Origin of the sequence: Caproicibacter sp., from assembly GCF_046707225.1 — a bacterium.
Classification (GTDB): domain Bacteria; phylum Bacillota; class Clostridia; order Oscillospirales; family Acutalibacteraceae; genus Caproicibacter.
Window position 1 is genome coordinate 22490 of sequence record NZ_JBJKOP010000008.1, and the last position, 24020, is coordinate 46509.

General features: G+C 54.5%; 22 protein-coding genes and 1 riboswitch. Of the genes, 5 read left to right on the forward strand and 17 right to left on the reverse strand.

What is annotated here, in order from left to right; translation table 11 throughout:
* Positions 1 to 161: 161 nt before the first annotated feature.
* Genes ACLQ3M_RS00935 through ACLQ3M_RS00950 form a run of 4 tightly spaced genes read left to right on the forward strand, consistent with a single transcriptional unit; the run spans position 162 to position 4435 of the window.
* On the forward strand, positions 162 to 1529 hold the full coding sequence (locus ACLQ3M_RS00935; RefSeq protein WP_411675839.1) for an acyclic terpene utilization AtuA family protein: 1368 nt from the start codon (positions 162 to 164) through the stop codon (positions 1527 to 1529).
* Positions 1530 to 1532: 3 nt separating this feature from the next.
* The gene (locus ACLQ3M_RS00940) at positions 1533 to 1859 is read left to right on the forward strand and encodes a hypothetical protein (RefSeq protein ID WP_411675840.1); all 327 of its coding nucleotides are present in this window, start codon (positions 1533 to 1535) and stop codon (positions 1857 to 1859) included.
* A 2-nt stretch (positions 1860 to 1861) separates the two neighbouring features.
* Positions 1862 to 3064: a CaiB/BaiF CoA transferase family protein gene (locus ACLQ3M_RS00945; RefSeq protein ID WP_411675841.1), complete on the forward strand. Its 1203-nt coding sequence runs from the start codon at positions 1862 to 1864 to the stop codon at positions 3062 to 3064.
* 36 nt (positions 3065 to 3100) lie between these two features.
* Positions 3101 to 4435 (forward strand): CitMHS family transporter, encoded by a 1335-nt coding sequence (locus ACLQ3M_RS00950; protein ID WP_411675842.1) that lies wholly within the window; start codon positions 3101 to 3103, stop codon positions 4433 to 4435.
* A 179-nt stretch (positions 4436 to 4614) separates the two neighbouring features.
* Here the strand turns inward: ACLQ3M_RS00950 and ACLQ3M_RS00955 are convergent, their stop codons facing one another.
* From ACLQ3M_RS00955 to ACLQ3M_RS01020, 14 genes are all read right to left on the reverse strand, one after another.
* Positions 4615 to 5754 (reverse strand): DUF3298 domain-containing protein, encoded by a 1140-nt coding sequence (locus ACLQ3M_RS00955; protein ID WP_411675843.1) that lies wholly within the window; start codon positions 5752 to 5754, stop codon positions 4615 to 4617.
* A gap of 113 nt (positions 5755 to 5867) precedes the next feature.
* The gene (lpdA, locus tag ACLQ3M_RS00960; RefSeq protein WP_411675844.1) at positions 5868 to 7274 is read right to left on the reverse strand and encodes a dihydrolipoyl dehydrogenase; all 1407 of its coding nucleotides are present in this window, start codon (positions 7272 to 7274) and stop codon (positions 5868 to 5870) included.
* 54 nt (positions 7275 to 7328) lie between these two features.
* Positions 7329 to 8330, reverse strand: coding sequence for a lipoate--protein ligase (locus tag ACLQ3M_RS00965; RefSeq protein WP_411675845.1), 1002 nt, complete (start codon positions 8328 to 8330; stop codon positions 7329 to 7331).
* Positions 8320 to 9759 carry an aminomethyl-transferring glycine dehydrogenase subunit GcvPB gene (gene gcvPB / locus ACLQ3M_RS00970; protein ID WP_411675846.1) on the reverse strand — a complete coding sequence of 480 codons (1440 nt, stop codon included), beginning with the start codon at positions 9757 to 9759 and terminating at the stop codon, positions 8320 to 8322. Before gcvPB ends, ACLQ3M_RS00965 begins: the two co-directional genes overlap by 11 nt.
* Positions 9756 to 11081, reverse strand: a complete 1326-nt coding sequence (gene gcvPA / locus ACLQ3M_RS00975; RefSeq protein WP_411675847.1) for an aminomethyl-transferring glycine dehydrogenase subunit GcvPA — start codon at positions 11079 to 11081, stop codon at positions 9756 to 9758. Before gcvPA ends, gcvPB begins: the two co-directional genes overlap by 4 nt.
* Positions 11082 to 11085: 4 nt before the next feature.
* Positions 11086 to 11472 (reverse strand): glycine cleavage system protein GcvH, encoded by a 387-nt coding sequence (gene gcvH / locus ACLQ3M_RS00980; RefSeq protein ID WP_411675848.1) that lies wholly within the window; start codon positions 11470 to 11472, stop codon positions 11086 to 11088.
* 63 nt (positions 11473 to 11535) lie between these two features.
* The gene (gene gcvT, locus ACLQ3M_RS00985; protein ID WP_411675849.1) at positions 11536 to 12624 is read right to left on the reverse strand and encodes a glycine cleavage system aminomethyltransferase GcvT; all 1089 of its coding nucleotides are present in this window, start codon (positions 12622 to 12624) and stop codon (positions 11536 to 11538) included.
* 152 nt (positions 12625 to 12776) lie between these two features.
* Positions 12777 to 12862, reverse strand: a riboswitch (glycine riboswitch).
* A gap of 13 nt (positions 12863 to 12875) precedes the next feature.
* A complete protein-coding gene (locus ACLQ3M_RS00990) occupies positions 12876 to 13262 on the reverse strand; it encodes a carboxymuconolactone decarboxylase family protein (protein WP_411675850.1) in 387 nt (128 codons plus the stop codon).
* Between the two features lie 153 nt (positions 13263 to 13415).
* Entirely contained in the window at positions 13416 to 14186 is a 771-nt protein-coding gene (locus ACLQ3M_RS00995; RefSeq protein WP_411675851.1) for a LamB/YcsF family protein, read from the reverse strand.
* 18 nt (positions 14187 to 14204) lie between these two features.
* Positions 14205 to 14990, reverse strand: a complete 786-nt coding sequence (locus tag ACLQ3M_RS01000) for a putative hydro-lyase (protein WP_411675852.1) — start codon at positions 14988 to 14990, stop codon at positions 14205 to 14207.
* A gap of 73 nt (positions 14991 to 15063) precedes the next feature.
* Positions 15064 to 16005 carry a biotin-dependent carboxyltransferase family protein gene (locus ACLQ3M_RS01005; protein WP_411675853.1) on the reverse strand — a complete coding sequence of 314 codons (942 nt, stop codon included), beginning with the start codon at positions 16003 to 16005 and terminating at the stop codon, positions 15064 to 15066.
* Positions 15995 to 16735: a 5-oxoprolinase subunit PxpB gene (gene pxpB, locus ACLQ3M_RS01010; RefSeq protein ID WP_411675854.1), complete on the reverse strand. Its 741-nt coding sequence runs from the start codon at positions 16733 to 16735 to the stop codon at positions 15995 to 15997. Before pxpB ends, ACLQ3M_RS01005 begins: the two co-directional genes overlap by 11 nt.
* 127 nt (positions 16736 to 16862) lie before the next feature.
* Complete coding sequence (locus ACLQ3M_RS01015; protein WP_411675964.1) at positions 16863 to 17960, reverse strand: DUF4392 domain-containing protein; 1098 nt, start codon at positions 17958 to 17960, stop codon at positions 16863 to 16865.
* A gap of 25 nt (positions 17961 to 17985) precedes the next feature.
* Complete coding sequence (locus ACLQ3M_RS01020; protein WP_411675855.1) at positions 17986 to 18849, reverse strand: aminotransferase class IV; 864 nt, start codon at positions 18847 to 18849, stop codon at positions 17986 to 17988.
* 416 nt (positions 18850 to 19265) lie between these two features.
* Between ACLQ3M_RS01020 and ACLQ3M_RS01025 the strand changes: the two genes are divergently transcribed.
* Complete coding sequence (locus tag ACLQ3M_RS01025; RefSeq protein ID WP_411675856.1) at positions 19266 to 20363, forward strand: GGDEF domain-containing protein; 1098 nt, start codon at positions 19266 to 19268, stop codon at positions 20361 to 20363.
* Here ACLQ3M_RS01025 and ACLQ3M_RS01030 read toward each other — a convergent pair.
* The 3 genes from ACLQ3M_RS01030 to ACLQ3M_RS01040 all read right to left on the reverse strand — a co-directional run bounded on the left by ACLQ3M_RS01030 (position 20357) and on the right by ACLQ3M_RS01040 (position 23871).
* Positions 20357 to 21112, reverse strand: coding sequence for a protein-glutamine gamma-glutamyltransferase (locus ACLQ3M_RS01030; protein ID WP_411675857.1), 756 nt, complete (start codon positions 21110 to 21112; stop codon positions 20357 to 20359). The genes ACLQ3M_RS01025 and ACLQ3M_RS01030 overlap by 7 nt on opposite strands.
* The gene (locus ACLQ3M_RS01035; RefSeq protein WP_411675858.1) at positions 21109 to 22101 is read right to left on the reverse strand and encodes a hypothetical protein; all 993 of its coding nucleotides are present in this window, start codon (positions 22099 to 22101) and stop codon (positions 21109 to 21111) included. Before ACLQ3M_RS01035 ends, ACLQ3M_RS01030 begins: the two co-directional genes overlap by 4 nt.
* Positions 22102 to 22245: 144 nt before the next feature.
* Positions 22246 to 23871 carry a peptide ABC transporter substrate-binding protein gene (locus tag ACLQ3M_RS01040; RefSeq protein ID WP_411675859.1) on the reverse strand — a complete coding sequence of 542 codons (1626 nt, stop codon included), beginning with the start codon at positions 23869 to 23871 and terminating at the stop codon, positions 22246 to 22248.
* Between the last annotated feature and the right edge of the window lie 149 nt (positions 23872 to 24020).

Here is a 24020-nt window from a genome sequence, read left to right on the forward strand (position 1 = left end):
CCCCCATTTCAGCTATGCTTGTCCTTTCAATATTATAGAAATATTTGTAAAGAAAATCAATAAAATTTCAGTTGACAATTGTTAAAAAATAAACTAGTATATAAAGTATCGTTGTAGTATAACGATACTTTATAAATATTATACATAAAGGAGGATTTTTGTTGAGAAAAGTTGTTATCGGCGGAGGCCAGGGATTCTGGGGAGACAGTAACGATGCTGCCATCCATATGGTGAAGAAGAGTAACATCAACTATATGGCGTGCGATTATCTGGCAGAATTAACTCTTTCCATCATGGAAAGACAAAAGCTGAAAAATCCGGAGCGTGGTTACGCAAGGGATTTCATCGGTCTGCTCGAGCAGTGCGGAAAAGAGGCGTTCGACAAAAAAATCCGTCTCATATCAAATGCTGGGGGCATGAATATTGAAGGAGCTGTCAACGCCATCAAAAGCGTGGCGGAACAGCAGGAAATGCATGGCTACAAAATCGGATACGTCCTGGGCGACGATATGAAAGCTCAAATTCCAGAGTTGCTGAAACAAGGTGTCGATTTTAAAAACATGGACGACGTTGGCGACTTTAAAGAAATAGAAGATAAAATTCTTAACGTCAACGTTTATTTTGGTCATGAGCCTATCGTTGAATGTCTGGAACAGGGCGCGGATGTCACAGTGACCGGCCGTGCGGCGGATTCCGCTATGTTCCTTGCCCCGTGCGTGCATGAGCTCGGATGGAAGGCAAACGATTGGGAAAACCTTTCCAGAGGCATCATGGCGGGCCATCTGCTGGAATGCGGCGGCCAGGGAGCAGGCGGAAACTACCAATATGACTGGCGCGGAGTGCCCGACATGGACCAGCTCGGTTTCCCGATTGCCGAAATCGACAACGAGAATTTTGTGATCACCAAAGCACCGGACTGCGGCGGCATCATCTGCGAGCAGTCCGTCAAAGAGCAGTTCCTGTACGAAGTACACGATCCGGCCAATTACATCACCCCGGACGTTAATGTAGACATCAGCCGTGCCACTTTGACGCAGGCCGGTGAAAACCGCGTCCGTGTCGGCAATATTCATGGTAAACCGCGCCCCGATACATTGAAACTCTGCATTGGTTACCATGCCGGATATAAAGTTGTTACTTACTTGAGCTTCGCATGGCCGGACGCCTACGAAAAGGCACAATACGCGGCTGAAATCCTGAGAAAAAAGATGGAACGCAAAGGGATGAAGTATGAAGACGTAAACGTCAGCTACGTCGGGCTGAACTCCCTGCATCTCGGTGTTGCCGACATGAGCGAGTCCCTCATCAAAAACCAGAATGAAGTCATTTTGAGAATCGCGATCCGTACCAAGGAAAAATCAGAAGCCGCCAAAATCATTCCGGAAATCTCCCCTCTGCAGTTGAACGGCCCTCCGGGCGCCAGCTTCTTCGGCGGCCGCGCTCATGTTCAGGAAGTCATTGGGTTGTGGCCCACCCTGATTCCGCGTGACGCTGTGAAACTGACATCCCATATTGTGGAGGTGAAATAAACTATGAAGGAAATTTACTTAAAGGACATCGCCCATGGGCGCAGCGGCGACAAGGGAGATACCAGCAATGTGTGCGTTTTTGCCCGCAAACCGGAATATTATGAAATCATCAAACGCGAGGTCACGGTCGAAAAAGTCCGCGAGTACTTCGGCGACATGGTAAAAGGAAGCATAATCCGCTATGAAGTGCCCTCCCTGAATGGTTTTAACTTTGTTATGAAGCACGCCCTCGGCGGCGGGGCTACCCTTTCACTTCGGCTTGACAGCCTTGGCAAATCCATGGGTTCCGCCTTTATGCGTATGAAAATTCATGTCGGCGACGAGGTGTAAGCATGGAGCAGCAGAAGACCGCACTGGGAAACTTGACTATACTGGACCTCACACGGGTCTTGGCCGGGCCGTTTTGCACGATGATGCTTGCCGATATGGGTGCTAAAGTTATTAAAATTGAAATTCCCAAGCACGGGGACGACACCCGTTCCTATCCTCCCTTTAAAAACGGTAAAAGCCTTTATTTTGCCAATATCAACCGTAACAAAAAGGGAATTACCCTAAACCTTAAAGCCGAGGAAGGGAAAATGATTTTCAAGGAGCTTGTAAAAAAGGCCGACGTCGTAATTGAGAATTACCGCCCCGGCGTTATGGATAAGCTTGGCCTGGGCTATGACACGCTGAAAGAAGTCAATCCCCGCATCATTTACGCTGCTGTTTCAGGGTTCGGCTGCTACGGCCCGTATTCGCAGCGCCCCGGGTATGACATTATCTCGCAGGGGATGGGCGGTCTGATGAGTATCACCGGCCAGCCGAACGATCCGCCGACCCGCGCGGGAAACGCCATGGGCGACATCCTTGGTGGGTTGAATGTGGCCATCGGAATTTTGGCTGCGGTCAATGCCCGCACAATCACCGGTTATGGCCAGCGCGTCGATGTTTCTCTGGTCGATTCCGTCGTCGCGTCACTGGAAAACGCCAGCGAGCGCTACCTGGCATCCGGCGAAGTCCCCAAACGGCTGGGCAACCGCTACGCTGCCGTTTCTCCTTACGATACTTATAAGGCAAAAGATGGTTATTTCATCATTGCGTGCGGTAACCAGAAGCTCTATGATATTCTGTGCCGGGACATTTTGAAGCGTGAGGATTTGATTCAAGATCCGCGTTTTCTCGACCTGCCTCTCCGCATTCAAAATCAGGATGACCTTCAGGTAATCGTCGAAGACTTTTTCAAAGATTACACGATTCAGGAAGCGGTAGACCTTGTTCTTTCAAAAGGCGTTCCGGCCGGGCCGATTCTGGATATTGAAGCAATTCTAAACGATGAACATATCGCCGGTGCGCGCGAAATGTTTGTCCCACTGCACGACCCGGCTATCGGGGATATTACGGTTAATGGGGAAGCCGTCAAGCTGATGGACACCAAACCGAGCATACGCACCCCGGCACCAATGCTTGGCCAGCACAACAGGGAAATCCTGCAGGAGATGCTCGGTTACAGCGATGGGCAGATTGCGCAACTTACAGAAGAAGGAGTTCTGTAACGATTCACATTGAAACGATAACCCTTTACTAAAACAATGGGGAGGAAAAAGACCATGCCATTAGGACTTCTCGGTTTATTAACCATTTTGGTGATTCTTTTCCTGATCTTAAGTAAAAAGGCATCCACCCTGACCTGTTTGATTGTCGTGCCGATTCTGGCATGCATTGTTGCCGGCCACGCGGATAAAATCGGTACATATAGCGTGGACGGTATGAAAAGCGTCGTTGCGACCGGCGTCATGTTTATCTTTGCGGTATTGTTTTTTACGACAATGTCGGATGCGGGTGCCTTTGATCCGATTGTGAAAGGCATATTGAAAGTCGCCAAAAATGATCCTGTGAAAATTTGCGTGGGAACTGTTATTCTTACCTGCGTGACCCATCTGGACGGTTCCGGCGCGACTACCTTTTTAATTACCATTCCTGCCCTGCTGCCACTTTATAAAAAGCTGGGCATGCACACATGGATTCTAACTACACTTTGCGCACTTTCCGCGGGTACGATGAACATGCTTCCATGGGGCGGCCCGACGATCCGTGCCATCAGTGCCCTGCATTCTTCCCTGGGTCAAATTTTTACGCCGATGATGGTTCCCATGATGTGCGGGTTGCTGAGCGTTTTCGCGATTGCCGTCTATTTTGGCAAGAAAGAGAAAAAGCGCCTGGCTCTGGAAGCACCGGCTGGCGATATCTCAAAAGAAGAAGCGAAAGCTGTTCAGGGCCTATCCTCCGGTTCCAGTGACTTGGCCCGCCCAAAGCTGTTCGCCTTTAACATTCTACTAATCATCGTAACCGTGGCAGTCATGGTTTCCTCTCTACTCCCGCCCGCGCCAACCTTTATGATTGCGCTGGTCATCGCCATGGTCGTCAACTACCCGGACCTTAAGCTCCAGAGCAAAATTATTAATTCCCACGCGGAAGCCGCTTTGATGATGGCAAGCATTCTGTTTGCCGCCGGTTCCTTTATCGGTATCATGAGAGGATCAGGTATGCTGGATGCGATGGCTACCGGTCTTGTGAATCTGATTCCCCAATCCCTGGGCAGCAAAATCCCGTTGATTATCGGCCTGATTGCGATGCCTGCCAGTCTGCTGTTTGATCCGGATTCCTATTATTTTGGAGTAATGCCGGTTTTGGCCTCCGCCGTACAGAAGATCGGCCTGAACCCAGCGCTGGTAGCAAGGGCATCCATTGCCGGACAGATGACAATCGGATTCCCGCTTTCACCCCTGACCCCGGCAACATTTCTGTTGATTGGTTTGGGCGATATTGATCTTGGGGAACACCAGAAGAGGACGTTCCCATGGGCTTATGCGGTTTCATTAGTTATCATTCTTGCTGCCGTTATTACCGGAGCCATTACGCTCTGAATCTTTTCTCTTTTTATTCCCGGCACTGAGAATTCATTGAAATCCAAACAATGCTCTGTGTGTAGGGTATGTATCATTAGAACAATAACAAAAAGAACCCATCCTTTGCTTTGCGCATCGGATGGGTTCTTCAATAATCTGAGGGGCGCTTCTGTTTATAGCACCCCTATAGACTGTGTTTAAGCGGTTCGATTCAGCTTTTGGGAAAGGCAACTGTACGACGGATTCAGCATTTGAGAGATGGATTCAAACGAAACCGGGAATTCCTGAATTCCCGCCGCATAGGGGAAATATTCGTACTGCTGGAAGTAGAAGGTGATCCCGTCATCAGAAAGGTAAAAATCAGGATTATTGCCGAGCGTTTGAAAAGGAGTATTTTCAAACAACTTCTTTTCTTTAACCCGCGAGTCAATTTCGTTCCGTACTTTTGTATTGAGAAATTTCTGATACCCGCTGTCTTTCTTCATGAAATCGGAAAGGGCGAGTTGTTTGCCTGTTTTCAGATCGAAGGTGTACGAGGTCTGTATGGTCGAACCGTGCGCGCCGCCCGCGTACTGGTAATTGCTCAGAACGACGCTGAACAGGCCGTTCTGGCTGTACTTGATATCGTAGTCGAAATAGACCGAGCATTGCATCGAGCCGCCGTATTCGTTGCCGGAGGCTTTTTGAATTGCCACAATGTCTTCAAGGTCCTTTGAGTTTTTGCGTCCCTGGTCCACGGCGGAGTCCGCGGTCTGCTTGAAGATTCCGTTCATAGTTTCAAGCGCCTGCGCGCTCCACGGACCGGACAGCACCGGGTACTGAACGGTTGCCGTCAGCAGGCCTTCGGAGAGATCGTTTCGCTTCGTTTCAATGTTCAGGACATTTTGGATGATTCCGCGAACCGTGACGGTTTTCTGCGTTTCGTCGGTTTGTACGTCGAGCCCCAGCAGCTGGGACAGCAGGTCGGAACGCATATAAAGCCGGTCGTTTAACCGCATGCAGCCGCCGCCCAGCGTATCCTCGGGGGACAGATAGGAGACATTGAGCGTATGGCCGTTTTTCACGATTTGATTTCCGGCCGGGTCAATTTTTATGGTGTCGGAACCGTTTGTCAGGCGGATGTCGCTGCCGGCGTCGGCCAGAGTGACCGTATAGCTCAAATACCGGCAGACCGGTTCCAGCTCCAGATAAAGAACTCCGTCATTGTAATAGGCTCCCGACTGTGTTGTCGTCTGCCCGGTTTTTAAATTCATTGCACCGTTTGATGCCGCAAAGCAGTTGATTGGAATCAGAATCAGAAGCACAGCCGTAAAGGCCGCAAGAGTTTTTCTCATCATGCAGGTTCCCCCTAAGTCAAATATTCTTATAGTATTATTTTACCAGTCAGGGCTGAACTCTGCAAGGAAATATGAAAAATAGTATTCTGCGGGTGTTATTTTTTTGAACAGGCTTAAGCCCTTCTGCCACGGGGCATTGCGTGGATCGCGCCGCCCAGCGCGTCCTCCGCCGCTTCGGTCACGGCCTCCGAGAAGGTGGGGTGCGGGCGAATCACGCTGGCTAATTCGCGCGCCGTCACGCGCCGGTCAATCGCCTGCACCAGGCCTGCGATCAGATCGGTCGCGCGTTCGCACATCAGCTGCGCGCCGATCAGCGCGCCGGACTGCTTTGCGAACACCAGCTTGACAAAGCCGCGCTCACTGTGCTCGATGACCGATTTCCCAAGCGAGGCGGTCAGAGCCTTGCCGACGGTGACCTCGATGCCTTCCTGTTTCGCCTCGTCCGCGCAAAGGCCGGCGCAGGCGATTTCCGGGCTTGTGTAGACGCAGGAGGAGATTGCGCGGGGGCGAACCGGTTCTGTTCCCCGCGCCATGTACTCCACCGCCTCGATCCCCTGGGCGGAAGCGGCGTGGGCAAGCTGGATTCCCCCGGTCACGTCTCCTACGGCAAAGACGCCGGGCAGGCTTGTTTCGTGGTGCCCGTCGGTCAAGATAAATCCTTTTGCCGTTTTTATCCCGAGTCCTTCGGTGAAAAGATCATTGGTCGCGGGTTTGCGGCCGACTGCAATCAAAACAAGGTCCGCTTCCGCACTGTTTTCCGTCTCCTTTTCCGTGAACCGGCAGACAAGCGGAGAACCCCCGGCGATTTGCTCCACCTTTGCGGAAGAGTGAACCCGCACACCGCGCTTTTTGAGAATCATGGAAAGACTTTGCGAAATTTCACGGTCCATGGTCGGCAGAATCCGGGGCATGGCCTCCACGATTGTCACTTCACAGCCCAGATCGGAAAAAGCGGTGGCAAACTCCGCGCCGATGACGCCGCCCCCAATGATGACCAGACGGCGGGGAAGGGCATCGAGCTCCAGAAGACCGTCGCTTGTTACAACGCCGGGCAGTTCCGCCCCGGGAATCGGGGGAACGGACGGTACGCAGCCGGTTGCCAGAAGAATTTTGCCGGCCCTTAGTTCCTGCGTGCCGGAGGATCCCGTTACGGTAATCTGTTCCGCACTTTCCAGAAAACCTCTGCCCTCAAAACAGTCGACCCCGTTTGCTTTCAGCAGTTTTTCAATTCCGGTGCGCAATTCCGTAACCACCTGGTCTTTTCGGCGCAGAATGGTGCCGAAATCAAAGGAAAGGCCGTCTGCCGCAAGGCCGATTTCGCTGAATTTTTTTGCTTCACGGTACAGCCCGGAAGAGTGAAGAATCGCTTTTGTGGGAATACAGCCGCGGTTCAGGCAGGTTCCGCCCATGTCGCGGGCTTCGATCAGCGCGACGGAAAAACCGAGCTGGGCGGCACGGATGGCGGCTTCGTAACCGGCGGGGCCGCCCCCGATCACCGCCAAATCATATTTTTTCTCCATACGGATGCTCCTTTTTAAGAGTAAGCCCGCAGGTTTTTTTGCCTGCGGGCTGTTTTAAAACTGCTGTTGGGTAAGTAAGCGCTCAATATCTGCTTCGTATTGGCTGCGCTCCTCGGATTCACCGGAAAATTCCGTGCGAAGCCGTTTGACCGCTTCTTCGGAAGAAAACGGGCAGCCGGTCAGGCACGGCGGGATCCGGCGGATGAATTCCTCATCCATTGCGTCGGAGTCAACCTGCACTCCGGCAATGACGCCGCCCTGAACCCGCAGTCCGATTCCCACGCCGCCCCAGGAAAAGCGCCTGGAAAACTCGCAGGAGAACGGCATCTGAACGCCGTAGATCCAATCAGGATTCGAAAATTTCAGCCGCAGTTCTTCCACGCGCCGCTCGTCAACCGAGTCCGGAGAGATGATTTTCGGCTCTGTTCCGTAAACCTGGCCAAACGCCTTTGAAAGCTCCCGTTTCATATCATTTACGGTCAGTCCGGGACAAAACTCATTCAGGTTCGCGATGCGCGACCGAACGGAATCGACTCCCTTGGAGCGGATTTTCTCCGCGGAAACACTCAGGTATCTTCCCGCTTTCTCCTTATCCACATCGATCAGGATCGTGCCGTGGTGATAGGCGCTTTTCCCGCTGAAATAAAACGCGTTGCCGGAAAACTTGCGTCCGTCGACCGTGATGTCGTTGCGGCCGGATTTTTCGGCCTCTATTCCGCAGGCGGAAACGGCCCGCAGAATCACATCGAGCTGGCGGGAAACGTCATAGTCTTCTTTCCGGACCAGGAACGTAAAATTCAGATTGCCCAGGTCGTGGAAGACCGCTCCTCCGCCGGAAAGGCGGCGGACAAGGTGCCCGCCGTCGGCTTCCAGTTCTTTCACGCGGCATTCCTTCCAGCAATTCTGGTTCCGGCCGATGACTACGGTGTTCTGGTTCCGCCATAGATAAAGAATACAGGTACCCTCGGGGACAGTATCCATCAGGTATTCTTCCAGAGCCAGATTCCGGTACGGAATCAGACGGTCGGTTGTGCAGAGTAACGCGTTATGAATCATATTCGTATTTCACCACAGGATGCCTTGCGGCTTCCACCTCGTCCGGGCGTCCGATCACGCGTCTTTCCGGGGCACGGTGCATGGCTTCCGGTTTGGCAAGCGCCTTTTCGTACAGCTCGAGCAGAGCTTCGGCGGCCCGGTCCAGCGTCTCTTTTGACTCGGTTTCGGTCGGCTCGATCATCAGGGCCTCGTGCACAATCAGCGGGAAATACATGGTCGGCGGGTGCATTTCAAGGTCCTGCATGGATTTCGCGACGTCCATCGCGGTCACGCCGCAGGAATCCTTTAAGTCCTGCAGGGAAAGAACAAATTCGTGCATACAGGGAACGTCGTAGGCCACCTGATACCGCTTTTTTAGCAGCGCCATCAGGTAGTTTGCGTTCAAAACGGCGTTTTCCGCAACCTGAGGGACGCCTTCTTTCCCAAGCGTCAGCAGATAGGTCAAAGCGCGCACGATGACAAGAAAATTGCCGTAGAAGGATTTGACACTGCCGATGCTCTGCGGGCGGTTGTCGTCGAGATAAAATTTCCCGTTTTGCTCCGCGACGCGGGGCACGGGCAAAAACGGGGCGAGAGAAGATTTGCATCCGACCGCCGCGCCGCCGGGGCCGCCGCCGCCGTGAGGAGTGGAAAATGTTTTATGCAGGTTCAGATGAATCACGTCGAAGCCCATGTCTCCGGGTCTCGCGACGCCGACCACCGCGTTCAGGTTTGCGCCGTCATAGAAGCACAATCCGCCCGCTTCGTGGACAATTTGCGTAATCTGCAGAATGTTTTTATCGAACAGGCCAAGCGTGTTCGGGTTGGTCAGCATCAGCCCTGCGGTATCGTCGCCGACGGCTTTTTTCAGCGCTTCCAGGTCGACGCAGCCGTCAGGGCCGGACGGGATGTTCACAATGGTGTAGCCCGCCATGGCCGCGCTTGCCGGGTTGGTGCCGTGCGCGGAATCCGGCACGATAATTTTGGTGCGCTTTTGGTCGCCGCGGGAATGATGCCAGGCCTTGATCAGCAGCAGGCCTGTGTATTCGCCGTGGGCGCCCGCCGCGGGCTGAAAGACCATTTCATCCATCCCGGTGATTTCGCAGAGAAATTTTTCCGCCAGATGCAGTACTTTCAGGCATCCCTGAGCCGTGTGAGCGGGCTGAAGAGGATGAATCTCCGTGAATCCGGGCAATGCCGCCATTTCCTCGTTGATTTTTGGGTTATATTTCATCGTGCAGGAACCGAGGGGATAAAAACCGTCGTTGACGCCGAACGAACGCTTCGCGAGCGCGCTGTAATGGCGGCTCAGGTCGTTTTCAGACAGCTGCGGAAGACGAAGGGGAGCCTTGCGCGCGAATTGCTGCGGCAGGGTGGTTTCCGGCACGTCGCATGCCGGAAGAATCATGCATCCGCGGCCTGCGCGGCTTTCTTCAAAAATCAATTTCATTCTTGTTCCGCCTCCTCCAGCAGTTCGGCAAGCCGGTCGATTTCCTCTTTGGAGTTGTATTCCGTTACGCACCAGAGCAATCCGCCGTCCGGCAGGGGAAGGCCGCCCAGAATGCCGTGCTGTTCCAGTAATTCGAGTGTCTTTTGCACGTTCGGGCAGGCGGTGACGAACTCATGGAAAAATTCCGTTTGGTTCTTCAGCTCAAAGCCCTTGACCGCGCCGATTTTCTTAGCGGCGTAATGCGCTTTGGAATAGCACTGCTCCGCCGCCGCTCTGAGTCCGTCCGGACCCATTGTACTCAGGTAGACGGATGCGGTCAGCGCGCAGAGCGCTTCGTTGGAGCAGATGTTGCTCAGCGCCTTTTCCCGGCGGATGTGCTGCTCGCGCGCCTGAAGCGTCAATACAAACGCGCGGTTGCCGGCGGCGTCGGAGGTCTGGCCGACAATTCTGCCGGGCAGGCGGCGCATCATCGCCTTCTTGCAGGCCATAAAGCCGAGATACGGGCCGCCGAAGCCGAGCGGCATACCGAGCGGCTGACCTTCGCCGACCGCGACATCCGCTCCGCATTCGGCGGGTGTTTTCAGAACAGCGAGGGAGATCGGGTTGCATCCCATAATGAATTTTGCCCCGGCCGCGTGAGCAATTTCACCCAATGCCGCTGCGTCTTCAATCGTTCCGAAATAGTTCGGCTGCTGTAAAAAGAAGCATGCCGCGGTTTTGTCCTGTTCCAGCAGGTCTTTCAGGGCGGAAGCGTCGGTCGCTCCGTCCTTCTCGGGAACCAGACAAACCTGAGTATCCGCGCCGAACGCGTAAGTCCGGATGGTTCGAATGGTATCCGGATGAGAGGCCGCGGAAACATAGACGGTCGTGCGACCGCGGTCGCGGCACATCGCGGCGGCTTCCGCGGCGGCGTTTGCGCCGTCGTAAACGGAGGCGTTCGAAACTTCCATGCCGGTCAGTTCACAGATCATGGTCTGGTACTCGAAAATCGACTGCAAAATCCCCTGACTGATCTCCGCCTGATAAGGGGTATAGGCGGTCAGAAAGGTCTCGTTTGCGGTAATGCGGGTGACGGCGGCGGGAATGTAATGCCGGTACGCGCCGGCCCCCCGGAATACGGTGGGAAACACCTTGTTTTCCGAAGCGATCGCGGTCATTTTCCGCCGCACTTCCAGTTCGGAGAGACCCTGCGGCAGGTCGAGCAGGCGGCTCAGGCGGACCGATTCCGGAATCTGCGAGAACAAGCCGTCAAAGGAATCGAATCCGGCGGCGGAAAGCATCTCTTTCTGTTCTTCCGGGGTGGAGGGAATGTAAGAACCCATACCGTTAGTCTCCTTCTTTTCCGGACAGGAATGTGAGGTATTCGCCGGCGGAAAGGAGTTCCTCCGTTTTGGAGATGTCGCCGACCTGCACCATCCAGGACTCATAGGGGGCTTTGTTCAGCTGTTCGGGCGCGTCAAGCAGTTCTTCGTTGACTGCCTGAACCGTGCCCGTGACCGGGCAGTAAACGTCGGAAACGGCTTTGACGGATTCCACGTCTGCGAACGCCGCTCCGGCTTCCACGGAATCGCCCTCCTGCGGCAGGTTGACGAAAACAATGTCTCCGAGTTCTTTCTGCGCAAAGTCGGTCAAGCCGATTTTAGCGCTGCCGTCCGGCAGATAACTGACCCATTCATGAGATTTTGTGTACTTGAGTTCTTCTGGCAGATTCATATCAGTTCCTCCTTAAAATTCGACCGGTGATTTTTAAAAACGGGTTTCGGTAGGGAGCAAATATTATTTTGCCCGTTTATAAAACGGCAATGCGGTGATCTGCGCCGCCACACGGCGGCCGCGAATGTCCAGCTCCACGTCGGTTCCGATCTCAGTATTCCCGGAGTCGATCAATGCCATCGTAATAGCCGATTTCAGAAACGGGCAGAAGGTACCGGAAGTGGTTTTTCCCACAGCTTTTCCGTTGATGAGCACAGGTTCGCCGCCGCGGGCGATTCCGCGCCCGGTAACCGCTAAACCAACCCTGACGCGGGATGGCTGAATTTTACCGGCTAACGCGTCTTTGCCGATAAAATCGTGGGAATCCATCTTGACGCCGAACGAAAGTCCGGCTTCGAACGGATTGATCGTTTCATCCATCTCATGGCCGTAAAGCGGCATGGCAGCCTCCAGACGGAGCGTGTCGCGGGCGCCGAGCCCGCAGGGGATCAGCCCGTATTCCCTGCCCGCTTCCAGAAGCAGATCCCACAGACGCTCCGCGTCCTGCGGGGCGCAGTAAAGCTCATAGCCCAATTCGCCTGTGTACCCCGTGCGGGAGACCAGGCAGGAAATTCCGCCGACGGTGCCTTTTTCCACAAAGGTGTAATATTTCTGTGGGATGGAGGATTCATCGGCCACTTTTTTTAGAATCTCCGGCGCTTTCGGGCCCTGCAGGGCGATCTGCGCGACATGATCGGAGATGTCCTCAAACCGAACGTCGCCTTTCAGGTGGGCTTTGATCCACTCCGCGTCCTTTTTGCGGTTCGCGGCGTTGACGACCAGCAGATATTTGCTTTCGCTCATGCGGCACACGACCAGATCGTCTACCACGCCGCCGTCGTCATAGCACATCAGGGTGTAGCGGACGCGGCCGTCGTACATGCCGGAAAAATCGTTGGTCAGGATGTGGTGGAGGTTTGCAAGGGCATCCTTGCCCTCAAGAATGATTTCTCCCATATGGGAGATGTCGAACAGCCCCGCGGCGGTTCGCACCGCCATGTGCTCGGCGATGACGCCGGAGGGATACTGAACGGGCAGCAGGTACCCCGCGAACGGGACAATTTTGCCGCCTGCGGCGACATGCCGGCTGTAAAGAGGGGTTTTGCTTTCCATAATATTGTTCTCTTCTTTCCACAGTGGTATCAAACAAAAAAGGACAGAGGCATACGGCAGGACTTCCTGCCGTATGCCTCCGTTGATCAACCTGAAAGATTCTTCCCGACCGGGAATTGCCTCTTCGGTGTCCGATGGACTTTCCGGAGTTTCGTCGGATCCCGGTTTTTTTGCCTGAGAGTTTTTGCGTTCCCCTTCGGCGCCGTCTGTGACAGACGGTCTCTCCCGGAATCTTCATCCGATATTTACTTTTATGAGTTTTCTTTGCCGCTCTGCAATTTCGCCGCTTCTTCTTCAGCGGAGCGCAGTGCTTTTGTGCCGGTCTTGCACAGAACGTTGATTCCCCGCGCAATCGTGACGATCAGAAACGCCTCGGTCAATTCTTCCATCGTCATTCCCGCCCGGATTGCCGCGGCGGCATGGGCTTTCGCGCCGCTTTCCTCGTCCGCGATGCTGTCAAGAATGCTGAAAAGCATTTCCCGTGTCGCGGCAGGCAGCGCGCCGTTCTGCACGGCATCCCGCATTCCAAGGTAGCCTCTCAGACCGTCCGGAGCATAACGGGAAAGGATTTGAGCAAACGGCGGATTCCAGTGAAGAATATTCCGGTAATACTCCAACAGGTCCTCAATTTGGTCCAAAAAACACCTCTGGTTGCGGAATGCAGGAAATTGACTTTCCCAATTCAGATAATATGAATTATAAAAGAAGATGAAAAAGCCGTCAAGGCTTTTGATTCGATTCTAAAAAAAACAAAAAATTTTAAGAAAATATTCAGGTTATGCTTTAAAATATCAAGAAACAATCCGGGCGAGCGGGGCGATTTCAATTCCTTCCGCCGTCAGCGCGGAACGGATTTTCCGAACAAATTCCAGCGCATGGGCGTTATCTCCGTGAACGCAGACAGAGTCGGCCCGAATCGAAATATCTTTTCCCGTCGCGGCCGTGACTTTACCCTCTTTCGCCATGCGGACAACACGGCGGATCGCCTCGTTTTCGTCCGTGATCATGGAGTTCGGCTTCGTTCTGGCCACCAGGGAACCATCCTCTTCATAGGCCCGGTCCGCGAAAACCTCGCTCGCAGCGCGAATGCCGGTGTCCTTCGCGGCGCGGATCATTTCGCTGCCGGAAAGGGCTAGCAGAATCAGGCTGCCGTCGAACTCGGCGATGCCCTCGCAGATGGCTTTTGCAAGATCATAATCTTTGCCCGCCATGTTGTACAGGGCGCCGTGCGCTTTTACGTGGACCAGCTTTACGCCGCAGGCCCGGCAGAATGCGGAAAGCGCGCCGATCTGGTACTGAACGTAAGCCTTCGCTTCCGCCGGAGAAACCTTCATGTTTCTGCGGCCGAATCCCATCAGGTCCGGAAATCCCGGATGCGCCCCCACGCAGACCCCGCTTTTTCCCGCAAGCTCAACGGTTTTTCGCATCACGACGGGGTCGGATGCGTGAAAGCCGCAGGCGACATTGGCGGAGGAAACAAACGGGATGACTTCCTCGTCCATGCCAAGCCGATAGGCGCCGAAGCTTTCCCCCAGATCACAGTTTAAATCAATGCGGTTCATCGGTAATTTCCCCTTTCCTCAGTATTTGAGCTGTACGTTTTTTACATCCGTAAGAAACATATGCCCCGGTGAGTGCGTAATGGCGATTTTCGGCTTCACATTCATGATCACCGACTGCGGGGTTACGCCGCAGGGCCAGAAAACCGGAACTTCCCCGTCGCGGATGGTGACGCTGTCGCCGAAGTCCGGGTGATTGATGTCCTTGATGCCGATTGCTTCCGGCGAACCGATGTGAACCGGAGCGCCGTGCACCCGGGGCATTCCTCCGGTAATCAGCGCGGCGCGCACCACCTCGTCATGGGGGAGGGGGCGCATGGAGACAACCATTTTGCCGCTGAAAATACCGGCGGGTACGCAGTCGATGTTCGTACGGAACATCGGAACATTGCGGTTTTCTTCGATGTGGCGCACTGTGATGCCAGCTTCCAGCAGCTCCGCCTCAAAGGAGAAGCTGCAGCCGATCAGGAAGCTGACAAAATCGTCCCGCCAGAGACGGGAGGCGTCGGTGCATTCTTCCACCATCACGCCGTTTTCATAGACGCGGTATTTCGGAATGTCGGTGGCGATATCGGCGCCCTGCGCAATGGCATGCAGTTCTCTGCTGCCCGCGTCGGAAACCTCAAGCAGAGGGCAGGATTTTGGATTTCTCTGGCAGAACAAAAGAAAATCGTATGCGAGCTCTTTTGGAAGCACGGCCAGATTTGCCTGCGCATATCCGGCGCACATGCCGGCGGTCGGGCCGGTAATTTCGCCTTTGCGGATCAGCCCGCGAACCTCCGACGGCGCCATCGTTGTCAGATCCATTCGTTCAACCTCCGTTTCAACAGCCGGGACGGACGCGTTGAGCGTTCTTCGGCCCGGCAGGTCATTGTTTTGTTTATTCGTTCAGATACCGATTCAGCTTACGGAGCTTTTTTGTCTCTTTCCGCAGCAGCTTTTGGGCTTCCCCGACGGAAATGCGCTGAAACCGGACGGAATCGCCCGGGCGGCACTGCGCGAGCAGGGGCAGATCAACCGACGCCACCGTGCCGATTTTGGTGTATCCGCCCGTCGTCTGGCGGTCTGCCAGCATGATGATCGGCTTGCCGCTCGAGGGAATCTGAACGGCCCCTGCGGGGATTCCGTCGGATATGATATCCGCTTTGTCCCTGCACTCGACGACGGGACCGTCCAGCGCGCAGCCCATACGGTCGAACCGAGGCGTAACCTGATAAGTTTCCTCAAAGAAAGTACGGATTCCGCCCTCGGTGAAAGCGTCTTCCTGCGGACCCAAAATCACCCGCAGGGCCGTTTCGCCGCCGAAGGACGGGGCCTCCAATGTGCGGAGCGGAAAAAAGGGCAGCTCCTTTTTCGGCGAAGCGAATGCGATGACATCACCCGTCTGCAGTTTGCGTCCCCCGCAGCCTCCGAATCCGCATTTCAGGTTGGTCGATTTGCTGCCCATGACAACCGGCAGTTCGAGGCCGCCGGCGAACGCAAGGTAAGCGCGGCAGCCGCTTTTGGCGGGGCCGAAGGAAAGGACGTCCCCATCCTTGACCGGAATGGCGGCGTACCGCGGCATCGGCGCTCCGTTGAGCACAGGCGACAGGTCCCCTCCGGTCACCGCGACAAAATTATCCGCGGTAAAACGAAGCTCCGGTCCCATCAGGGTGATTTCGAAGACGGCTTCCCCGGCGGGATTTGCCACCAGAAGATTTGCGAGGATCATGGCTTTGCGGTCCAGCGCGCCGGAGGGGGAAATGCCGAGCTTTTGGTAACCGGTGCGCCCAAAATCCTGCACGGTGGTCAGAAGCCCGGGCTTTATGATTTCAATTTCCATCGGAGGAGCCCCCTTCCCGGACGACGCACTGATATTCGCCCTTTTCCGAAAGGGAATGAATCCGCAGATATTCTTCGCGCGGCACCGGGACAAAACGGATCCGATCCCCGGCCCGGTACAGAATCGGGTCCTCCCGGTTCGGGTCATAGGGCTTTACCGGCGTGCTGCCGATCAGCCGCCAACCGCCGGGGGAAGCGATGGGGTAGATGCCGGTCTGTTCGCCGCCGATGGCTACGGAACCCGCCGGGATTTTCACGCGCGGCGTTTTCAGGCGGGGCGTCGCAATCCGGGAATCCATTCCCCCAAGATAGGCAAAGCCGGGCAAAAAGCCCAGCATGTAAATCAGATAATCTTTTGAAGAGTGAATCCGGACGACGTCGTCCTCCGCCATACCCGCGTGGGCCGCCACATCCGGCAGATCCTCGCCGAATTCGCCCCCGTAGCAGACGGGAATTTCAACAATCCGGCCCGCGCCGGAAGCGGCGGAGCCAAGGTTGTTCGCAAGACGGGAAACCTTGCGTTTTAAAGAAGAACAGCGGATCGCGCAAGGGTCGTAACAGATTAAAAGAGAGCGATAAGTCGGTATCGTTTCCGTAATCCCCTTGAGACCGGACTGCCGAAGAGCGCGGTCCAGCGCGAGCACTTTCCCGTTGATTTCCTCACTGATTTCATTGCCGAACTCGACGGTGAGGGCACTGTCCCCCGCGGTCAGGATTCTGGGCTCCGGCATTTACAGTAACCTCCTCACTGAAAACCCGTTCTCACAGGTTGCAACGTCATGAAGCCGGTAATTTTTCCGCCAACTGCGTTGAAAATACATCGGAATACGCAGGTCTTTACGAAAGAATTCCCCGTGGTTATGTCGTTTCTCCCCTATGGGAACAGGTTTGAAAAAATCCCAACTCAAGCACCTTTTGAAACCAGGTTTTCCCCGGTTCGTATCCCGCGTAATCCAGAGCGTAGGCGACGCATTCGCGCATCAGCTCCAGAATCAGCACGTTCATTTTCAGGCCGAAGCCGTCCACCGCGGGGGTCAGGGAACCGTCCATATTGACCATTCCGCAGCGGGAAGCGGTTTTGATCGTTTCCCCGAGAAGCTCTCCGTCGTGAAGAATCTCCGGATTCTTCATCAGATACGCGAGCGCGGCGATCATTCCGTCGCAGCCCCAGTTGGAAACCGTCGCGGTCAGAACGGTTTCGGCCCTGGTCGCGGCGGCCAGCCCGCCCCCGCATCCGCAGGAACAGGAGCCCGGCGCGGCGTAGGGAATATAACGGTTCAAATGGTCGCCCAGCGTGCCGAGCCCAAGCTCGTTGCCGAGATCCCCGATGGAGATGGTTGCAACGCCCTTTTGCCGCAGCGTTTCAAACAGAATGTCTGCTTTCGCTTCCAGCGGGGTGACGTCTTTTCCCACCGCGTTATGATAGAAGCCCTTTGCGTTCGCCCCGGGAGCTTCAATGCTGACAACAGCGGAAGGGAGCCCCTGCGCGATGATTTCCTCCGCGCGGCCCGCCGCCTTTTCCGCTTCCTTCGGGAAAGTCAGGAACGCCATGGAAAATGGAAAGCGCTTTGCTTCCCCGACGGATTCGTAAAGGTGAAGGCCGATCAGCGGGGCGATCGCCTTCACGGCCGGAACGTTTTCTTCCGGGCAGACAAGGACGGGAACCGCGCGGAACGCTTTTTCAAGCGCTCTTGCCAGCAGCATGGCGCCGATAATTCCGTCCGTTTCGGCGCAGAGGGAAGGGGTCAGAACAAAACCGGTCAGAATAAGGACTTCGTTGCCTTCCCGGACCGTTTCCACCAGCTTTTTTGCCGCGTGTATGGTTAACGGTTCGCCGGCGAGCTTCCGCGACCCGTCGTACAGAATCCGGCAGACCCCGTATCCGCGGGGGTCCAGGTTCATCAGGTCGTCAAGATTTTGGCCGACGTTTAATTCGGTTAATGCTTCCTGATTCATTTCTGTCATGACGATCCTTTCGCTCTTATTTCGCGTAATCAGCGAATTTCACCTTCGTATAATCCTCAAATTGCTTTACAGCGGCGTCCTGCAGCTTTTTGAGCAGCTCGGGGGCGCGCCCGCCGACCGTTTTGCCGTCGATTTCCACTGCGGCGTTGCACAGGGTGCCGGAGCTATGTACGATGACTTCGTCGGCGTCCATCAGCTCGGCGACGGTAAAGGGGGTTTCGCTGACCTGCATTCCGACCTGCGCGGCAAGCGCGACCAGATGTTTTCTGGCGGTGCCGGGAAGAATCAGGTTGTTGAGCGGAGCCGTGCGAAAAACGCCGTTTTTGATGATGGAGACATTGCTGTGCGCGCACTCGGTGACGGTTTCGCCGCGGTGGAACACCGCCTCCTGGCAGCCGGCTTCTTTCGCCGCCTGAGCGGCCATAACGCTTGGAATCAAATTCAGCGTTTTAATATCGCAGTGCAAAAACCGCGTGTCTTCCACGGTAATCAGCTTGAGGGTCCGGTCGATCGCCGTCAGCGGATTCGGGCGGATGGTGACAAAAAGGTTTGCCGGGCCGTCGGGAAAAACATGGTTGCGCATGCCGGTGCCGCGTGTGGTCTGCCAGTAAACCATCAGGCTTTCGGAGTTTTCCACCTGGTCGACCAGCTCCTGAAGTGTTTTTGCAAGCTCTTCTTTCGACATCGCGAACGGAATTTTCAGCTTGGAAAAGCTGCGAAAAAACCGGTCGATATGATCCTCGAGCGCAAAGATGACATGGTTTACCGCGTAAGTGGCGTCATACACGCCGTCGCCGAAATAGACGACACGGTCGTTCATGGGGATGGTCATTTCCTCAATCGGGCCGGTTTTTCCATTGTAATACCCAATGTTTTTCATGCAGGTACCTCCACAAACTGTTTATTGTCGGCTGCAAATCCGGATGGTAGCACGTGAAAACGGACCGGTTTTCAACAAAAAAGAAGCCACTTAACCTAAACAGCGAGTTAAATGACTTCTGTATCATTTACTTTACGGTTCGTTGCCCTGCCCTCATTGGCGTTTGGCTTCCGTAATATTTTTTTGTAATAACGGGCCTACATCCGCATTTTACCGGCTGTAATCTTTCCCTATTTTATTCTACGATGCCGCTTTTGTCAACCTTTTTTTCGGAAACGGGGCGGACGGGACTTTACTCGGTGTTAATTCAATATTATAATAAAATCAGGGGGAGTAAATAAACGGTTATTCACTGGAATGAAAGTAAGGACAGGATGTGTGGGGAAATGGGGAAACGGGAGTTTGGCAGGATCCGAATGAAATCCTCGGGAGATGGAGCGAAGCCGGGGCGCAGAACGGCGTACTTTAATTACCAGCTGATCTCCAGCCGAAAATACATCAATCAGGTTTGCCTTGCTGTCGGCGTATTCAATGAAGCGCTTTTAATCCCGGATTCGATTTTTGTAAAAAGCCCGATGAGCAAGCTGCTCATTGTTTTGTTTCGCACCCTGTTCACAGGCCTTCTCGTCCTTTTTTCCCTGTATTGCTCCAGAGCCAGGGGATACAGGTCCTTTTACCGCTGTACAACGGGGATGGAGCTTCTCGCGGTCGCAATCTTTTTATTCGTTTTGGTTCAGTACGACCCGCCGAATTTTATGGTTCAGGCGGCGGGGCTGTATATCCTTCTGCTGGCTTTTTTTCTGGTTCCGAACCGGTACCGGAATATGCTTGCCGTGTCGACCGTTGGAATGGCCGGCTTTCTCTATTTTTCCTGGAGAAAGCTCGGCGGCCTGAGTATAGACGAGCTGATGGCGGCGGTCATTTATTTTGCCGCTACCGTTTTGATCTGCTCCATTTTCGCGTTGGGAAGGGACCGGCAGCAATACGGCGAATTTCTTTCCAAAGCTCAGCTGATGAAACTCAGCTATACCGACCAGCTGACAAGGGCTTCCAGCAGAAACCGGCTTTTTTCGGAATTCGCCAGGTGGCAGAAAATCTGCCTCGGGCGGCAAAGGCCCCTTTCGCTCTCTCTGTTTGACATAGACCGGTTCAAGTCCGTCAACGACCAGTTTGGGCATTCGATTGCGGACAGGGTGCTTGCCGAACTGGCCGATGTGATTCGCGCTCATTTGAGAAGCTCCGATCTTCTGGTTCGGTGGGGAGGGGATGAATTTGTGATTCTGTTTCCGGAGACCGACCGGAATAAGGCTGCGGGAATCCTGAACCGGGTCCGCTATGCAATTGAAAAGAAGCGATTCGCTGGTAAAATACATATTACCTGCAGCTTCGGTTTAGCTGAAATGGAGGAAGGCTCCACACTGGATTCCATGGTTCAAAAGGCGGATGATCTCATGTATTCAGCGAAAAAGCAGGGAGGAAACCGGGTGGAAATCCGTGAGGAAAAAGCTCAGTGATTCTGGGAAACCCGATACAGGTTTTTAAAATCGGGCCGTCCCGCCGAATCCATCAGATAGGCGGTTTCATCCGCGTCCTCAATCCTGTTTTCGTTCAGGGACCTGATGATGGTGTCCGCGTCGTAAATTCCGACTCCGTGGCCGTAATATAGTTTCCCGTTCAGGTCGATGACGTTCTCCCCCTGCCATTCCGGGGTCAGAGGGTCCACGTCCGGATTGGCGAAATAACGCCGGTCGCCCGGAAGATAGAACGGGTACTTTTTCATCAGGCCGACATCACGGAGAAGCCGGTCGAGATGATGCCAGTTCATCAGTTCTATTTTTGGAAAGACCTGATTGAATCGGTCCGCACCCAGTACGGCAAGAAGGGCGCGGTAATAGACAATGACCATGGCGGTCGCGCATTCCGTCGCGTATTTGCGGCCGTGGTCAAAAATGTCCGAAATCGCCTCACTCGGTTTCGCGCCGCTTTTCAGACGAAAACCGCCTTCCGCCGTGCGGTCCCAGAATTCCTGGTTGCACTTTGACTTGCGGAAGATCGCGAAATCCATGCCGCTGCGGTCCAGTTCTTTTGCGGCGGCGACGGTCTGGGCGCGCAGGCGGAGTTCGAATCCCAGCTGTTCGCTGGAATCGTAATCAAGCTTTTCTTCGGCGGACGCAAGCTGAGAAAGAATGGAGCGCTCCGCGTTTTCATGAGTCAGGTTCGTGAGTTCTTCGGCCGCGGTCTGCTTTCCGGCAATAAAAATCATACCAGTCGCCTCCCCGTTCCGTTTTTTGCAAGCCGCAGCTGCTCTTCTACCGGAAGGTGGATCCACCGGTTCCAGGATTCCGGATTGCTGGCATGGAGGGCTTTGGAGTAGTCGGAAAGTACGGCTTGATCGCTCTCTTCCGCCTGTGCGAAACAGCTGAGGGATTCTTCTTCCTGACTGGTCAGCGGATCGACCGGGGTGCGCTTGCGCGGGGAAATCTGTTTGCACAGATATTTCGCCTCCCGGTCAAGGCCGCAGATTTCCGGCTGATTGGAGCTTTGCAGGCTTTCTCCCGTAAAATACAGATAAGGGCTGTTGTCCTGCAGCCACTTCATGAAATTCCGGTACTGGGTCTCCCATCGGCGGGAATCCGCGCCGATGTCGGGAAGATGCAGGAGCAGGTGGGCAAGTTCCCGGTCCCTTGCGTTCGCGGAACGCAGGTACGGCGCGAGGTACCGCAGCGCATTCGGGTCGTGCGACTGGAAAAAGGCCCAGATCAGGTCGTGCAGATATCCCTTTTTGCGGTTGCGTCGAAAAATAAGGGCTGCCAGTCCGGGCAGAATGGATGTTTCGCGGTATCTTCTCGTCAGTACGGAGGCCGAGAGATCAAGAATTTCGTCGTAATCGTCGCTCATTCCGTCGTTTTCCGCTCCCGTCTGGAAGATCCATAGAAAAGCGGCGTGAACGTTTTCGTCCGTATAAGAAATTCCGCCGCCGGGCAGCGCCTTTTTTTCTTCCAGAACTTTATCACAAATCTGCAGCGCAGCCCGGATTTTTTCGCTGAGTCTGTCGTTCAGACCGGCTTCTTCAATCTGTGGCTTCAGCGAGAACAGGGTTGCGAAGCGCAGCCCTTCGTCATTCAGCAGGCGCGGCGCGGCTTCCTTTTGCTTTCCGATAATTTCCTGAAAACGCCTTTTGCAGGCGTTGATGCCGCGATTTCGCCGGACATATTCCAAAGTGCCGACGGGTGCGCGGGAATCGGAATACATATAATCTCCTTCTTTCACCGTTCGGATTCTGTTTCTAATCCATTTTATCGGAAATCGGGAGTTTTGTTTCCGTATTTGTTGATGCGATGCAGCGAAAAAACCGCCGCTCTGGAAGTCACAGAGCGGCGGTTTGCCGCAGTATCTTTATTCCTTGCCCGCGCCGATAAAATCGACGCCGCCCTGATAGGGGTGGAACACAATCCCGGTCACGCCCTTTGCCATGGCGTAATAGCGTTTGCCGTAGTACAGGGGATAGAACACGGCCTGACGGCTTAAATATTCTTCCGCCGCCGCGTAGTCGTCGGCGGCCTTTACCCCGTCTCCGGTTTCCCCCTTGGAAAGCAGGGCGTCGTACGCGGTGTTGCTGTATTTCGTAAAGTTCCCGTCGGCTCCGCTACGGAACAGGGACAAAACCGAAAGAGGCCCGTCGCTGTCGGGAGTGATCGGAGCAAGCGCGATTTGATAGTTCCCGGACTTCACCTTGGAAAGAAGATCACTTTTGTCCATTGCTTCCATATTAAAATAATTGTGAAACTGTGAGTTCCAGGATATAATCATTTCGTTAAGCATCAGCTTAACGTTTTCGTCATTCGGGCACAGAACGCTGACGGATTCCATTTTGTCTTCCTTGGAAAATCCGAGTTCCCTTAGCCCGTTCGCGAGGGTCTGCGCGGCCCCCGCGTCCTGGGAAAGCAGAAACGGGTCGCCTGCCAGTTTCCGGTAGTTCTGCCCCAGAAATGTGGTGCCGGGCAAAAGAACGGAGTCCGCGGCAGACGTGTCCTGCGGCAGATGCGACAGGACTTTTTTCCGGTCCAGCGCCTGAACAAAGGCTTTGCGGACATCCACGTTTTTCATCAGATCGGACGAGGTGTTAAAACAAAGTCCCCAGGTCGTGTCCTGAAACGATACGATGGAGCAGCCGTCGGCCGAAGCTTTCCCGGCCTGAGCGGCGGAGACCGAAACGGCGTCTACGACCCCGTTTTTTAACGTGGCCACAGGTTTGCTGAGGTCAAGGCTGTCCCCCTCAATCTGAAGATCAACGTTGGACGGCAGGGGCGCCGTGCCGCCGTGATAGGTTGCGGAGCGCCTCAGATTCAGATACTGGTCGTGAGCCCAGCCGTATTTTCCGTCGATGCGGAACGGACCGTTTCCCAGAACATAGGAGGCTTCAAGTCCGTAGCGGCCGGAGGTCGATTCGAAAAAATCCCGGCTGCAGGGCATAAAAACGGCGTTCGCCGTCTGCTTGGGGAAATCCGGATAGGAATATTCCAGATCGACTTTCAGTGTGCGGCTGTCCACGGCCGAGACCCCCAGCTTTTCCGGCGACAGTTTTCCGGAGCTGATTTGCCGGGCGTTTTTCAGGCAGAACATCTGCGAGCAGACCGGCGAACCCGTTTGCGGGGACACGGCCCGTTGGAAAGCGTAGACGAAGTCGTTCGCGGTAACGGGTTTTTTATTGCTCCATTCCGCGTCGCTGCGCAGGTAAAAGGTAAACTCCGTGCTGTCCGTATTGGCCTGCCACCGTTCGGCCACTCCGGGCTTGGCAGCTCCGTCCGCGCCGAGTCTTGCCAGTCCCTCAAAAAGTGCCTCGATCGCAATAATGGACGAGGAGTCCGAGGCAATCTGCGGATCCAGCGTTTTCGGGTCGCTTTTCAGGCCATATAAAATTGTTTTGTCCGCGTTTGACGGCCTGCTGTTTTTGCAGCCCGTCATGGAAAGCAAAAGAACGGCGAGCGCAAGGAAAACGGAGACCATTTTCCTGTTTTGCAATGGATACCCCTCCCGGCGGTAATAATATCGATATTTTAACATCTTTTTCAACCTAATTCAAATTGCAGCAGGAAGGCTGACGCCGTCGGCCTGAAATCGGAAGCAAAATTGCGGCGCGATGTTGCTTTCTGCGTTGGCTGAGCCTGCAA

Coding starts and splice junctions, on each gene's coding strand:
- ACLQ3M_RS00940 (WP_411675840.1), top strand. CDS start 1,533: ATGAAGGAAATTTACTTAAAGGACATCGCCCATGGGCGCAGCGGCGAC.
- ACLQ3M_RS00945 (WP_411675841.1), top strand. CDS start 1,862: ATGGAGCAGCAGAAGACCGCACTGGGAAACTTGACTATACTGGACCTC.
- ACLQ3M_RS00950 (WP_411675842.1), top strand. CDS start 3,101: ATGGGGAGGAAAAAGACCATGCCATTAGGACTTCTCGGTTTATTAACC.
- ACLQ3M_RS00955 (WP_411675843.1), bottom strand. CDS start 5,754: ATGATGAGAAAAACTCTTGCGGCCTTTACGGCTGTGCTTCTGATTCTG.
- lpdA (WP_411675844.1), bottom strand. CDS start 7,274: ATGGAGAAAAAATATGATTTGGCGGTGATCGGGGGCGGCCCCGCCGGT.
- ACLQ3M_RS00965 (WP_411675845.1), bottom strand. CDS start 8,330: ATGATTCATAACGCGTTACTCTGCACAACCGACCGTCTGATTCCGTAC.
- gcvPB (WP_411675846.1), bottom strand. CDS start 9,759: ATGAAATTGATTTTTGAAGAAAGCCGCGCAGGCCGCGGATGCATGATT.
- gcvPA (WP_411675847.1), bottom strand. CDS start 11,081: ATGGGTTCTTACATTCCCTCCACCCCGGAAGAACAGAAAGAGATGCTT.
- gcvH (WP_411675848.1), bottom strand. CDS start 11,472: ATGAATCTGCCAGAAGAACTCAAGTACACAAAATCTCATGAATGGGTC.
- gcvT (WP_411675849.1), bottom strand. CDS start 12,624: ATGGAAAGCAAAACCCCTCTTTACAGCCGGCATGTCGCCGCAGGCGGC.
- ACLQ3M_RS00995 (WP_411675851.1), bottom strand. CDS start 14,186: ATGAACCGCATTGATTTAAACTGTGATCTGGGGGAAAGCTTCGGCGCC.
- ACLQ3M_RS01000 (WP_411675852.1), bottom strand. CDS start 14,990: ATGGATCTGACAACGATGGCGCCGTCGGAGGTTCGCGGGCTGATCCGC.
- ACLQ3M_RS01005 (WP_411675853.1), bottom strand. CDS start 16,005: ATGGAAATTGAAATCATAAAGCCCGGGCTTCTGACCACCGTGCAGGAT.
- pxpB (WP_411675854.1), bottom strand. CDS start 16,735: ATGCCGGAGCCCAGAATCCTGACCGCGGGGGACAGTGCCCTCACCGTC.
- ACLQ3M_RS01015 (WP_411675964.1), bottom strand. CDS start 17,960: ATGAATCAGGAAGCATTAACCGAATTAAACGTCGGCCAAAATCTTGAC.
- ACLQ3M_RS01020 (WP_411675855.1), bottom strand. CDS start 18,849: ATGAAAAACATTGGGTATTACAATGGAAAAACCGGCCCGATTGAGGAA.
- ACLQ3M_RS01025 (WP_411675856.1), top strand. CDS start 19,266: ATGAAATCCTCGGGAGATGGAGCGAAGCCGGGGCGCAGAACGGCGTAC.
- ACLQ3M_RS01030 (WP_411675857.1), bottom strand. CDS start 21,112: ATGATTTTTATTGCCGGAAAGCAGACCGCGGCCGAAGAACTCACGAAC.
- ACLQ3M_RS01035 (WP_411675858.1), bottom strand. CDS start 22,101: ATGTATTCCGATTCCCGCGCACCCGTCGGCACTTTGGAATATGTCCGG.